The following is a 12829-nucleotide window of genomic DNA, read 5'->3' on the forward strand; positions in this document are numbered from 1 at the left end:
TGGTAAGGATAATGATGCTAGGCCCCATTGGACATGGAAAAACAGCTTTAATCCAAGGGCTGACCAAAGAAAAACTGGTTTATAACAAAACACAGGATGTAATTTATACTGATAATTTTATTGATACTCCGGGTGAGTTTGTCCAGCATAGACGCTTTAATATCGCATTACAGGTGACTTCACAAGATGCTTCTCTTCTGTTATTTGTTTTGAATGCAACTGCAAAGGAGCAAGTTTATTCACCAAATTATGCACAAAGTTTCAATAAGCCAGTTATTGGTGTTTTAACTCATATTGATATGGCATCAGAAGAGGAGCTTAAGCGCTCTCGCAAGCAATTGGAACTTGCAGGAGTAGAAGAAATATTTGAAGTTTCATCTGTAACAGGTGATGGTTTGGCTGAATTAAGAGAGTATTTGAGCGAGGTGAACTGATGCAAATCTATACAAGAGTTGGTGATAAGGGGTTTACAAAAGTTATTGGCGGGGAAAAATTAGCTAAAGACAGTACTAGAGTAACTGCCTATGGGGAGCTGGATGAGCTGAATTCTTTTTTAGGCTTTGCAAAGAGTTTTTTAAAAGATGAGCGTTTAGTTGATGAGTTGCTGACAGTGCAAAAATTGATTTTTGACTGTGGTAGCGATCTAGCTGATCCCGCTATGAGAATGCAAAGAATTACACAGCATGACATTGACTGGCTGGAATCTAGGATAGATGAGTATTCAACAGTTCCAGATGAAGTAGAATCCTTTATTTTACCAGGCGGATCGCCTGCAGGCAGCGCCTTGCATGTCTGCCGTGCCATAACTCGGAGGGCTGAAAGGGCCATCGTTACTTTTCAGTGGACCAATGATATGTTTTCTGAAGATTTAAAGTTTGTGAATCGTCTGTCTGATTATTTTTATGCTTTAGCAAGAGCCATTAATAAGTGGGATTATCAGATTGATACTCTATATGATCGTGGCGGCAAGGTATTTCATAGAGAAATTACTAAGAATGATATTTTTAAAAATTAAAGAGGCTATAATGACAATGATGTCTGTTATAAAACGCAACGAAGCGAAACTTTCCTATGGAAGATAAAGGATAGTTTCGCTTTTTTTTACTAGATTTAAAAGGAGGGACAAAAATGCAGAAAATCTACCTCGTTCCAAAAATTATTTTTGGGGATGATGCTTTGGATTATTTGGAGGATATGACAAATGAGCAGATTGTTATGATTACTGATCGTTTTATTGCTTCTTTGCCAAGCTTTATAAAGATTAAAGAAGGTCTGGCTGCCAATAATGCTGTAACTGTTTTTAAAGATGTTGTGCCTGATCCGCTTATTGAAAACATTATTGAGGGAATCAGAGCTTTTGGCGAAACTATTCCCACAGTTATTATCGCAATTGGAGGTGGGTCAGCGATTGATGCGGCAAAGGGAATTATCTATTTCGCTTGCAAAACGAGTGCACAGATTGACAGAAATTTGCTGCAATTTATCGCTATTCCAACAACAAGCGGAACAGGGTCTGAAGTGACTGATTTTGCTGTTATTACTGATAAAGACAAAGGTGTGAAATATCCCTTAGTAGAACAGGATATTTTGCCTGATGTAGCCCTGCTTGATACTGATTTGGTAATGGAGTTGCCGTCAACTGTTACAGCAGATACTGGTATTGATGTTTTGACCCATGCTATTGAGGCTTACGTTTCTACTAATGCTTCAACATTTTCAGATGCTTTGGCGGAAAAAGCGATTAAGCTGGTTTTTGAAAATTTACCAGAGGCCTATGCAGCAGGAAAAGCCAACAAGGTAGCTAGAGAAAAGATGCACCAAGCATCAACAATTGCGGGTTTGGCTTTTACTATGGCTTCATTGGGTATTAATCATAGTTTAGCTCACGCTATTGGCGGGAAATTTCACTTGGTTCATGGCAGAATTAACGGTGTTTTGCTGAAAAATGTCATTCTTTACAATGCGGGTCTTTTAGATAATCAGCGGCTTCCTGCAACAGACAGAGCTCTTAAGAAATATGGTGAGATTGCTCAGATGATTGGGGTGAATATTAAAAACCCTAAATTTGCTGTTCAACAGCTAATACAAAATATTCAGCGCTTGCTAACTCAGCTAGACATGCCACAAACGTTTAGTGAATTGAAGATTGATGAATCGCAGTATATAAACGAAAGGTCAGCCATTGTCCAAGCGGCTCTGAATGATCGCTGTACACCGACAAATCCTAGAAAGCCTAATATTTCTGAATTAGAATCATTATTAAAAAGGACATATTAGATAATGGCAGAAAAGGAAAGAATTATTCAGGAGTATGTTCCAGGGAAACAGATGACCATTGCACATTTAATTGCTCATCCTGATTTAGAAGTTTATGAAAAATTGGGTATTGTAGATTTTAACGACTGTGCTATCGGGTTGGCAACTGTGACTCCGTGTGAAGCGGCTATTATTGCTGTTGATATTGCAACAAAAAGTGCTGAGGTTGAAATAGGTTTTCTGGATCGTTTTTCAGGCTCCTTGGCTATTGTGGGTAGTTATAGCTCTGTCAAGTTTGGCTTAGAAGCGATGCGTTCAGTATTAAAAAATGATATGGGATTTGATACAGTGGAGTTAAGTATCTCATAAAAGACTAGGATGAGAGATTATACGATATGAAATATAAAGTAGTAATAGCAGATGACGAAACAATCATGCGCTTGGATATCAGTGAAATGTTAAATAATGCTGGCTATGATGTTGTTGCTCAAGCCAAAGATGGGATCGAAGCTGTTAAGCTGTGTGAAGACTATAGACCGGATTTAGTGGTTATGGATGTAAAAATGCCTTTGTTAGATGGTCTATCAGCAGCTAAGCAAATAATTGGCAGCAAGTATAGCTTGTCAGTGTTATTGCTCACTGCCTACAGTGAGCAAGAATTAGTACAAACAGCCAGTGAAATTGGTGCTCAAGGCTATGTTGTTAAGCCGATTGATGAGAGGTCTTTGATTCCAGCTGTTGAGCTTGCTATAGCAAATGGACGGAAACAGCAAGAATTAGGCCAGCAATTGGAAAAATTAAAAGGCAAATTTGAAGATCGCAAATATATTGACCGTGCCAAGGGGGTGTTGATGTCAAAACAGCAATTAACAGAAGATGAAGCCTATAAAACATTGCGGACAATAGCTATGGAAAAACGCTTAACTATGAGTGAACTCTCTAGGATATTAATTGGTGAATAAGATGACTTATACTTATTTTGAAGAAATAAGACCTATCTGTTCCAATCAGACGGATTTAAGCAAAGAGGATATTCGCTATTTAGAATTGGTCAGGGATTCTATTTTACAAGACTGCAGCAACGAAGATAAGGATGTTTTTATTGATGTTCGTGACCGGGTTACAGGCGAGGGCTTGGTTGTGTTTCATCGTATTCCTTCTAAGTGTCCTTCTAATTATAAACAGACAGTTGTCGGCGAACTTGCTTTTCGCAAAGATGAGCCTGGTGTCCTGCGGACTTTAGATACAGGACGGCATTCACTTGGTTTATATGCTCAGACTCAAGAGGGTAAATTTATTGAGCAGGATGTCTCACCAATCCGTTCAAATGGAAGGATTATTGGTGTTATCATAACAGAAAAAGATATCAGTGCACAAATATTAGACACCTTTGAATTAGGCAATTCTATTGATCATATTAACATGTTTAGTGGTGTAGTGTCTGAGGTCAATGCTATTGATAACACTATCTCTGATTACCTGCGAGAAGTTGTTTTAATATTTGATAAACAAGGGATATTGATTCACTGTAATCAAGCGGCAAAAGAAAAGTACAAGGAGTTTGGCTATATTAATCGTCTAGAAAATCTGCACTACAATAATTTAACCTTGGATTTTGATCCTTTCGAGAGTGTTCAAAAAGAATTTTCTCAAACTGGTAAAAACTACTTGGAAAAGGTTGTGCATCTTGATTATAAGACCTATATTCAAAAAACGATTCGTTTAGCGGAAAATAATTTGTATGTCATGTTGTTGACCGAAATTGACGGACAATTTTCGGATAAAGTATCCAAGGTTGAAAATCAAGAGATTCATCACCGTGTAAAAAACAGCTTGCAGTCCATTGTTTCAATTTTACGGTTGCAGTCACGAAGGGTTAAGAGTGAAGAAGCTAAAAAGGTTTTGAACGAATCCATTAATAGGGTTATGGCCATTTCTGCCATACACGAGTTGCTTTCAAAACAAAAGGGTAACTTGGTTCAGCTGTCCCTAGTTTTAAACAGGGTTATCAGTCATCTAAAGCGAGCTTATATTGATGATAATAATATTGTTTTAGAAACCTCTTTAGACCAGTCGCTTGTTTTAAACAGTGACACTACAGTTACCATTGCACTGATTACAAATGAAATTATGCAAAATTCATTTGAACACGCCTTTGATGAAACGATTGAAAAACCTAAAATCACTGTCAGTTTGACTAAGTCTAATTCTAATATAGAATTAACAATATCAGATAATGGTGTCGGTTTTGATCATGATGCTATTGATGATGATAAATTAGGCATTCAATTGATAAAGGCCTTTACAGTGGATAAATTAAAGGGAGACTGTTCCTTTGATTTTCCGGATACAGGAGGAACAGTGGTAAAGATAGCCTTTAATCAAACTATTTTCAATTGAAAGGGAGGCTTAGATTGGCAGAAACTTTATTAAGTATTGGAGTTGATATAGGGACTTCAACAACGCAATTGACTCTATCACTAATTACTTTTGAAAATATGGCATCTAGTTTTACAGTTCCTCGAGTTGTTATTACAGACAAAAAAGTAATTTATAAAAGTGCTATTATCATAACTCCGATTGATGATCAAAATCATATTGACAGTCAAAAAATTCAAGAATTTATAGTTGGAGAGTATGAAAAGGCGGATATTCGCAAAACAGATGTGCAGACAGGAGCTGTCATTATTACAGGGGAATCAGCCAGAAAAGATAATGCTAAAAGTGTAGCTGAGGCCCTTAGCGGTTTTGTTGGTGATTTTGTTGTAGCAACTGCGGGCCCTGATTTGGAGAGTATTATAGCCGGAAAAGGAAGCGGTGCTTGCAGGTATAGTGCAGAACATCATAACTTAGTTGTTAATTTGGATATTGGGGGTGGAACCACGAATATAGCCGTTTTCCAAGACGGCGATGTGCTTGATACAGGATGTTTTGATATTGGTGGTCGCCAAATCAAAATCAATGAGCAGGGAAAAATTTCTTATCTCGCTCCTAAAGTCAAAAAAATTGTGGATAGTGAACATTTGTCACTGCGTGAAGGGGGCTCTCCAAAGTTAGATGAAATCTATACTGTTATTGATATTTTTATTCAGGTATTAGGTAATGCTATAGGTCAAGGAAGAAAAAGTCCTTATTATGACCTTTTAATAACTAATAAAGGCCTGAATCTAGAAAACTATGAGAAAATTGAGCATCTTTCGTTTTCAGGAGGAGTAGCAGAGTGCATCAAGGAGAAGCATTTTAAAACTTACCAATATGGAGATATTGGAGTGCTTTTTGGAAAAAGATTGAAGGAGTCTTGGCTGTTTGAAAATAACGATGTGATAAGCACAGCTGAAACCATTCGTGCAACTGTTGTCGGTGCAGGCTCTCATACAATGGATATCTCAGGAAGCACCATAGCTTATGATAGGCAGGCGATTCCTTTAAAAAGTCTTCCAGTAGTTAGGTTTTCAGCAGCAGAAATGGCTCAGCAGGAAAAGCTACCAGAGATGATTAAAAACAAAATCATGTGGCATAATTCTGATGGCGTTCAAAACTGTGCTTTAAGTTTTGTAGGCTACCAGAGTCCAACCTATCAAAATATTACGGATCTTGGTGATGCTATTTATGAAGGCAGTAGAATCCTTAGAAAGAAAGGTTTTCCAATTGTTGTTGTTATTGAAAATGACATGGGCAAATCATTAGGGCATTATTTAAAGGCGAAATTAAAAGGCAGCAATAATCTGGTTTGTATTGATCGAGTTATTGCGGGAAACGGTGATTATATTGATATTGGAGAGCCGATTGCTAAAGGCGAAGTTTTGCCAGTAGTTGTGAAAACATTAGTTTTTAATTAGCAACACCTTCAAATGATATGATGCAAAGGAGGCAATTATGATTTTAAAAACAAGGTTTGCAGGTGATACTTTTGAATTTCATTCAGTAAAGGAAGTGATGAACAAAGCCAATGAAGAACGTTCGGGAGATAAGTTGGCTGGTGTAGCAGCAAGCAGTGCTCAAGAAAGGGTAGCGGCAAAATATGTTCTGAGTCATCTGAGCTTAAATGATATTTTTAACAATCCAGCAGTTCCTTATGAGGAAGATGAAATTACACGTGTTATCATTGACCAGACCAATCTAACCATTTTTGAAAAGATTAAAAACTGGACGGTTGCTGATTTACGTGAGTGGCTGTTGGCTGATACAACGACTGGCTATGATATTCATATGATTCGCAAAGGTCTAACTTCAGAGATGATTGCTGCAGTTTGTAAGATTATGTCAAACCTAGATTTGATTTTAGCAGCTAGCAAAATTGTTATTGAGAAGACTTGCAAAACAACTGTCGGCCGTCCAGGAACTTTTAGCTCACGCTTGCAGCCGAATCATACAACAGATGATATTGATGGTATTATGGCTTCAACCTTTGAAGGGATCTCAATGGGTGCTGGCGATGCACTTATCGGCTTGAATCCTGTAGATGATTCTTTAGAGTCAGTTAAGCGTATCTTAACTCGTTTTAATGATTTTATTGAAGAATGGGAAGTACCGACTCAGCATTGTGTACTCTCTCATGTTACCACCCAGATGAAAGCTATGGAAGAAGGAACACCGGTTGGATTGGTCTTTCAAAGTATTGCTGGGTCTGAAAAAGGAAATGAGGCTTTTGGTATTTCTGCAGCTATGCTAGACGAAGCTTATGCAATTGCTAAGAGAAATTCAACAGCACCTGGTCCTAATTTGATGTATTTTGAAACGGGACAAGGATCTGAGTTGTCATCGGATGCTAATCACGGAACCGATCAGGTTACAATGGAAGCGCGCTGTTATGGCTTCGCCAAACGCTATGATCCCTTCTTGGTAAATACAGTTGTAGGCTTTATTGGACCGGAATATTTATATGATGCCAAACAGGTCATCCGTGCTGGTTTGGAAGACCACTTTATGGGTAAACTGACAGGAATTTCGATGGGGTGTGACATTTGTTATACCAACCATATGAAAGCTGACCAAAATGATGCTGAAAATCTTACAGTTTTATTGGCAACAGCAGGGGTCAATTATATCATGGGAATTCCAAATGGTGATGATATTATGTTAAATTATCAAACAACTGGTTACCATGAAGCAGCAGCTATTCGTCAATTGTTAAACAAGCGTCCTATTAAAGAATTTGAGGAGTGGTTAGAAAAACATGGATTTATGGAAGATGGAAAATTAACGGAAAAGGCTGGCGATGGTTCTTACTTTTTGAGTAAATAGGAATACAGGAGGTAAAAATTGTGAATGATCAAGAACTTAAAACGATGATCCAAAGTATTCTTTCGGAAGTTATGGCAAAAGAAGAGGTTCCACTGCCATCAAGGGCCGAAAGTGAGCAAAATCAGGAAATAGATTCTCTTTCTCATGCGACTGAGTCTGAAGAATTACCGGATATCTCAGCAACTCGTATTCAAGACCAATATCTGGTCCCTCATCCTTTTAACAAAGAAGCATTTATGAAATTAAAAGCAAAAACCCCTGCGCGTGTTGGTCTATGGCGTACAGGAACACGTTATTTAACAGAACCTATGCTGCGTTTTCGTCTAGATCATGCTGCTGCACAGGATGCTGTTTTCAACGATGTTGATGAAGAAATTATTAAAAAAATGAATTTTGTTCCTGTCAAGACAATTTGTCAGGACAAAGATGAATATTTAACACGTCCAGATTTTGGCCGAAAATTTGATGATGAAAATGCGGAGGTCATTGCCAAAACCATCAAGCCAAATGCTAAGGTTGTCGTTTTAGTTGGTGATGGTCTGAGTTCTGCAGCTATTGAAGCTAATATTGAACAAGTATTGCCTTCTTTAGAGCAGGGATTAAAAAATCATCATTTAGAAATAGGGAATATTCTATTTATAAAATACTGCCGTGTGCCTTCAATGGACCAAATTGGGGATATTACCAATGCTGAAGTTATTTGTTTATTAGTTGGTGAACGTCCAGGATTGGCAACTGCCGAATCAATGAGTGCTTATATGGCTTATCGTCCCCATGTTGGTTTGGCTGAAGCAAAGCGCACAGTTATCTCTAACATTCACAGCGGCGGAACTCCGGCTGTAGAAGCAGGTGCTTATATTGCTGATACTATACAGAAAATGTTAGATGCTAAGAAATCTGGTGTTGATTTATATTAAGAAAGGAGATTCCCTAATGATTGGAGAACGTTTAGGTGCTAAAGTACTCAGTGTCCAAGTTATTCCAAATGTAGATGCTGCCTTAATAAAAGCATTGAATTTGAATGAAAATCAAAAAAGTTTGGGAATTATCACTTCTGATTGTGATGACGTTACCTATGTAGCCTTAGATGAGGCAACCAAAGCAGCCGAAGTTGAAGTCGTTTATGGCCGAAGCATGTATGCTGGAGCTGGCAACGCATCAACAAAATTAGCTGGAGAAGTAATAGGTATTTTAGCTGGTCCCAGTCCATCAGAAGTAAAGAGCGGACTTGAAGCAGCTGTCCGTGTCATTGAGACAGAAGCGAGTTTTTACAGCGCAAATGATGATGATTCTATACCTTATTTTGCGCACTGCATTTCAAGGAGCGGCAGTTATCTCTCGGAAGGAGCAAATGTTTCTGTGGGTGAAGCTATTGCTTACCTGATAGCACCTCCGGCTGAAGCCATCGTAGCTATAGATGCAGCCTTAAAAGTTGCAGATGTCAGCATGGGAGTCTTTTATGGCCCGCCTTCAGAAACAAATTTTGCTGGTGCATTGTTAACAGGAAGTCAGTCTGCCTGCAAAGCTGCCTGTGATGCTTTCGCAAGGTCAGTCATTGATGTAGCGAATGCTCCTATCAAATATTAAGTAGGTGATGATAGTGGCAAAAAAGGCATTAGGAATGATTGAAGTTAGAGGCTTGTTAGGGTCTATTGTGGCTGCTGATACTGCTGTTAAGACTGCTGATGTACGTATTGTAAATCAAAGTACAATTAAAGGAGGGTTGACAAGCGTAGAATTATTTGGTGATGTTGGAGCAATTAAAGAAGCTGTCGACAATGCGAAAGGGGTGGTTAGTAAAATGAATTGTTATATTAGTTCTAATATTATTGCTAATCTTGATCCTCAAGTTGAAGAAATGATATTGCAATCATTATTTAGCTATACCGAAAAGACAGATGATACAGCAAAAAAGATTTCTGAAAAAAAGGAGGTTAAACAGGCTGCTGACAGCAAGTACATTTACAATCAGTTTTTGAATAAAATTAAGCGCGAAAAAATTGACAATCTTGAGGAGTTAAAAGTAACAGAACTACGCTCCTTAGCCTATGCTTTGGAATTAGAGTCCATGACCAAAAAAGAAATAAAATTTGCAAATAAGCAAACATTAATAAAGAAATTAAAAGAGGAAGGAGTGGAATAATGTGCTTGATAAAGATTTAGCTTCTATCCAGGAAACACGCGATTTATTGCGAAAAGCGAGTGCAGCTCAAAAAGAGTTAGCAAAAATGACTCAAGAAAAAATTGACAGCATTTGCAAAGTTATCGCTAAAGCGGGATTTGATCATCGTCAAGAGCTGGCTAAACAGGCTGTTGAAGAAACAGGTTTTGGCAAGTGGCAGGATAAAGTTATTAAAAATGAATTTGCTTCAAAACGGGTCTTTGAAGCAATTAAGGATATGAAGACGGTAGGTATCCTGCGGGAAGATGAAGAAAAAAGACTGACAGAGATTGGTGTGCCTATAGGAGTGATTGCTGCTCTTGTCCCTTCTACCAATCCAACTTCGACTGTTATTTATAAGGCTTTGATTGCAATTAAGGCTGGAAATGCTATTGTTTTTTCACCGCATCCAGCTGCAAAAAAATGTATTCATAGAACAGTTGAATTGATTCGCTCAGCAATTGTTGAAGCTGGCTGTCCTGTTGATGCCATCAGCGTTCAAGATACTTTAACAATGGCTGGAACAGAAGAATTAATGAAAAACAACTTGACAAAATTAATTTTGGCAACAGGCGGTTCAGCAATGGTTAAGGCAGCTTACTCTTCGGGAAGGCCAGCAATTGGCGTTGGCCCTGGGAACGGCCCAGCCTACATAGAAAGCAGTGCCGATATTAAAACAGCTGTAAAAAATATTATCGCTTCCAAAACCTTTGATAATGGGACAATCTGTTCATCTGAACAATCAATTATCACCGATAGCAAAATTAAAAATCAAGTGATTGCAGAGTTAAAAAAGGAAAACGCTTATTTCTTAAACCATGAAGAATCTGCAAAACTGGCAAAATTAATTCTGCGTGATAATGGTACCATGAATCCTCAGATTGTAGGCAAGGATGCTAATACTATTGCAAAATTGACTGGTTTACAAGTACCAAGTGATACTACTGTTCTTATTGCTCCAGAAACAAAAGTGGGAAACACTATCCCTTATTCTCGTGAAAAGTTGGGGCCGATATTAGCATTTTACACGGTTGATACATGGCAGGAGGCCTGCCGTTTATGCTGTGAGATTTTAACTAATGAAGGGGCTGGACATACCATGACCATTCATTCGCGAAACGATAATATTATCAGAGCCTTTGCCTTGGAAAAACCAGTATCTCGTTTGTTGGTCAACACATTGGGAACACTTGGCGGAATTGGAGCAACGACAAATTTATTTCCAGCTTTAACACTTGGCTGCGGGGCTGTTGGAGGAAGTTCAACATCTGACAATATCAGTCCGCTTAATCTGATTAACATTAAGCGTGTTGTCCACGGTGTTCGTACAATGGAAGACATTCGTGGCACAGCTGGAGAAGAGAAGGTAAAGACAGTTGATGGCGATCTTTCTCAGGAAGAAATCATTGATTTGTTAGTTAACAAGGTTATTAATAAACTTAATGTATGAAGCAGGAGGAAAGCATAATGAATAACGCACTAGGAATGATTGAAACTAAAGGTTTGGTAGCAGCCATTGAAGCCGCAGATGCCATGGTCAAGGCAGCCAATGTCAATCTTATTGGCAAAGAACATGTCGGCGGCGGTCTGGTCACCGTCATGGTTCGCGGTGATGTCGGCGCGGTCAAAGCGGCAACCGATGCGGGAGCCAATGCCGCATCAGCGGTTGGAGAACTAATTTCGGTTCATGTAATCCCGCGTCCGCATACAGAAGTAGACAGCATTTTGCCTAACTAAAAATAGAAGAAAGAAGATGAGGTATTCCTGTGTTTTAAAATAATTGAGTCTGGGATAAAAGGTCCCATTCTCTTTAAAAGCATTACACCTGCCGCATCTGCTTAATATCTATTAACTACAAAATGAGTTTTCCATAATTGTTTAGAGGTAAAAGGCAAATGGATTTAAGTCATATGGATGCAATTACAAATGAAGTAGTTGCAAGAGTAAAAGAACAAATGCTTCCTTCATTTGAAGTAGAAGCATCAGGGAGACATATACATTTATCTGAGAAAGATTTACATACCTTATTGGGAGAGCATGCTCAACTGACACCAGTAAAAAGTTTATCACAGCCTGGCCAGTTTGTCTCACAAGTTCGTTTAACTGTTTTAGGGCCTAAAGGAGCTCTGCACAATGTTGCTGTTTTAGGCCCCACACGAACTGAGACACAGGTTGAGCTATCATTGACAGATGCACAAAACATTGGGATTAGCGCTCCTATTCGGCTCAGCGGTGACATCAAAGGAAGTCCGGGAATTACGATTATTAATGGTGGCTTTGCTGTGACAATTGATCACGGAGTCATTGCAGCTAGGAGGCATATTCATGTTAAAACGGCAGATGCAAAAGCACTGGGTGTGACTGACCGAGAAATTGTGCAAGTTAAAATAGACGCAAAAAGGCCACTTATTTTTGATGATGTTGTTATTCGGATAGATGATAATTTTTGTACCATGATGCATATTGACTACGATGAAGCGAATGCCTGCGGTTTTAAAAAAGGAATCAGAGCAACTATTGTGAGATGATGAAGAATGGATATGAATCAATTAATTCAGCAAGTAAGTGATCAAGTAATGGAGCGTTTGACTCAAAATAGGCCCATATATTATGTTATTGGTTCTCATTTAACTAAAGTTGAATCCTACTTGCTGCAACAAGGCATGACTGTAAAAAAAGAGTTGCCAGCGTTAGAGGAAGCAGTACAGGAACATTTTATCGTTGTGGAAATTAGCTCTTTAAAATCATTGATTCGGATAGCTAATCTAATTGCTGTCAATCAATTAGAAGATTTGGTTGTTGAGAGCTTGTTGACCGGCCGGCCTCTCTTTGTTCAATTAACTGCTGAAGTGCCAATCAACAGCCATCTTGTTTCAAAAATAAATGCGGCTAAAAGAGAGCTTATTAAAATGGGAGCCAGACTCATAAAAGAAAATAATTTAGAGTATTATTTCCCGCCGTTTGGCAAGTCATGCAGAGCTCCGTTTGAGCAGACAAGATGCAGTAAAAACGGTACAAGCAAAAAGCAGCTCATTTCCTTGAAAGTCTTAAAAGATAATTATCCCTTGGATGAACTGACAACATTTGATCTTAGTCCTAATATGATACTGACAGCACTGGCAAGAGACTATCTTCGTGAGAACAATATTCAAATAGTGAAGGAGTGAG

Annotated in this window: 15 protein-coding genes; all 15 read left to right on the top strand. The window is 38.5% G+C overall.

The genetic code is table 11. The features are described 5' to 3' along the window. Positions 1–11: 11 nt before the first annotated feature. The 15 genes from SRA_RS04040 to SRA_RS04110 all read left to right on the top strand — a co-directional run bounded on the left by SRA_RS04040 (position 12) and on the right by SRA_RS04110 (position 12828). Positions 12–434: a EutP/PduV family microcompartment system protein gene (locus SRA_RS04040; RefSeq protein WP_162129581.1), complete on the top strand. Its 423-nt coding sequence runs from the start codon at positions 12–14 to the stop codon at positions 432–434. Next, positions 434–1015: a cob(I)yrinic acid a,c-diamide adenosyltransferase gene (locus SRA_RS04045; protein WP_003087937.1), complete on the top strand. Its 582-nt coding sequence runs from the start codon at positions 434–436 to the stop codon at positions 1013–1015. Before SRA_RS04040 ends, SRA_RS04045 begins: the two co-directional genes overlap by 1 nt. Positions 1016–1128: 113 nt before the next feature. After that, a complete protein-coding gene (locus tag SRA_RS04050) occupies positions 1129–2277 on the top strand; it encodes a 1-propanol dehydrogenase PduQ (RefSeq protein ID WP_003087938.1) in 1149 nt (382 codons plus the stop codon). 3 nt (positions 2278–2280) lie between these two features. Then, complete coding sequence (locus SRA_RS04055; protein ID WP_003087939.1) at positions 2281–2625, top strand: BMC domain-containing protein; 345 nt, start codon at positions 2281–2283, stop codon at positions 2623–2625. Between the two features lie 26 nt (positions 2626–2651). Further along, positions 2652–3218, top strand: a complete 567-nt coding sequence (locus SRA_RS04060; protein ID WP_003087941.1) for an ANTAR domain-containing response regulator — start codon at positions 2652–2654, stop codon at positions 3216–3218. A gap of 1 nt (position 3219) precedes the next feature. After that, positions 3220–4656 carry a GAF domain-containing sensor histidine kinase gene (locus SRA_RS04065; RefSeq protein ID WP_225310749.1) on the top strand — a complete coding sequence of 479 codons (1437 nt, stop codon included), beginning with the start codon at positions 3220–3222 and terminating at the stop codon, positions 4654–4656. Between the two features lie 14 nt (positions 4657–4670). Beyond that, positions 4671–6095 (top strand): ethanolamine ammonia-lyase reactivating factor EutA, encoded by a 1425-nt coding sequence (gene eutA, locus SRA_RS04070; RefSeq protein WP_003087950.1) that lies wholly within the window; start codon positions 4671–4673, stop codon positions 6093–6095. Between the two features lie 37 nt (positions 6096–6132). Then, complete coding sequence (locus SRA_RS04075; protein WP_003087951.1) at positions 6133–7500, top strand: ethanolamine ammonia-lyase subunit EutB; 1368 nt, start codon at positions 6133–6135, stop codon at positions 7498–7500. Positions 7501–7520: 20 nt separating this feature from the next. After that, on the top strand, positions 7521–8417 hold the full coding sequence (eutC, locus tag SRA_RS04080; RefSeq protein WP_003087953.1) for an ethanolamine ammonia-lyase subunit EutC: 897 nt from the start codon (positions 7521–7523) through the stop codon (positions 8415–8417). 16 nt (positions 8418–8433) lie between these two features. Next, a complete protein-coding gene (gene eutL, locus SRA_RS04085; protein WP_003087955.1) occupies positions 8434–9087 on the top strand; it encodes an ethanolamine utilization microcompartment protein EutL in 654 nt (217 codons plus the stop codon). A 7-nt stretch (positions 9088–9094) separates the two neighbouring features. Further along, positions 9095–9643, top strand: coding sequence for a BMC domain-containing protein (locus tag SRA_RS04090; RefSeq protein ID WP_225310750.1), 549 nt, complete (start codon positions 9095–9097; stop codon positions 9641–9643). Between the two features lies 1 nt (position 9644). Continuing rightward, positions 9645–11111 carry an acetaldehyde dehydrogenase (acetylating) gene (locus SRA_RS04095; RefSeq protein ID WP_003087957.1) on the top strand — a complete coding sequence of 489 codons (1467 nt, stop codon included), beginning with the start codon at positions 9645–9647 and terminating at the stop codon, positions 11109–11111. A gap of 14 nt (positions 11112–11125) precedes the next feature. Beyond that, a complete protein-coding gene (locus SRA_RS04100) occupies positions 11126–11398 on the top strand; it encodes a BMC domain-containing protein (RefSeq protein WP_302048531.1) in 273 nt (90 codons plus the stop codon). A gap of 158 nt (positions 11399–11556) precedes the next feature. Then, on the top strand, positions 11557–12189 hold the full coding sequence (gene eutD / locus SRA_RS04105; protein ID WP_003087962.1) for an ethanolamine utilization phosphate acetyltransferase EutD: 633 nt from the start codon (positions 11557–11559) through the stop codon (positions 12187–12189). 12 nt (positions 12190–12201) lie between these two features. Next, complete coding sequence (locus SRA_RS04110; protein ID WP_225310751.1) at positions 12202–12828, top strand: hypothetical protein; 627 nt, start codon at positions 12202–12204, stop codon at positions 12826–12828. The last annotated feature ends 1 nt before the right edge of the window (position 12829 follow it).

The organism is Streptococcus ratti FA-1 = DSM 20564, assembly GCF_000286075.1.
Classification (GTDB): domain Bacteria; phylum Bacillota; class Bacilli; order Lactobacillales; family Streptococcaceae; genus Streptococcus; species Streptococcus ratti.

What these genes read in the sequence shown, in the direction of transcription:
- SRA_RS04090 (WP_225310750.1), top strand. Translation starts at nt 9,095, where the DNA reads ATGATAGTGGCAAAAAAGGCATTAGGAATGATTGAAGTTAGAGGCTTG.
- SRA_RS04110 (WP_225310751.1), top strand. Translation starts at nt 12,202, where the DNA reads ATGAATCAATTAATTCAGCAAGTAAGTGATCAAGTAATGGAGCGTTTG.
- eutD (WP_003087962.1), top strand. Translation starts at nt 11,557, where the DNA reads ATGGATTTAAGTCATATGGATGCAATTACAAATGAAGTAGTTGCAAGA.
- SRA_RS04075 (WP_003087951.1), top strand. Translation starts at nt 6,133, where the DNA reads ATGATTTTAAAAACAAGGTTTGCAGGTGATACTTTTGAATTTCATTCA.
- SRA_RS04055 (WP_003087939.1), top strand. Translation starts at nt 2,281, where the DNA reads ATGGCAGAAAAGGAAAGAATTATTCAGGAGTATGTTCCAGGGAAACAG.
- SRA_RS04040 (WP_162129581.1), top strand. Translation starts at nt 12, where the DNA reads ATGATGCTAGGCCCCATTGGACATGGAAAAACAGCTTTAATCCAAGGG.
- SRA_RS04065 (WP_225310749.1), top strand. Translation starts at nt 3,220, where the DNA reads ATGACTTATACTTATTTTGAAGAAATAAGACCTATCTGTTCCAATCAG.
- SRA_RS04045 (WP_003087937.1), top strand. Translation starts at nt 434, where the DNA reads ATGCAAATCTATACAAGAGTTGGTGATAAGGGGTTTACAAAAGTTATT.
- eutL (WP_003087955.1), top strand. Translation starts at nt 8,434, where the DNA reads ATGATTGGAGAACGTTTAGGTGCTAAAGTACTCAGTGTCCAAGTTATT.
- SRA_RS04050 (WP_003087938.1), top strand. Translation starts at nt 1,129, where the DNA reads ATGCAGAAAATCTACCTCGTTCCAAAAATTATTTTTGGGGATGATGCT.
- SRA_RS04060 (WP_003087941.1), top strand. Translation starts at nt 2,652, where the DNA reads ATGAAATATAAAGTAGTAATAGCAGATGACGAAACAATCATGCGCTTG.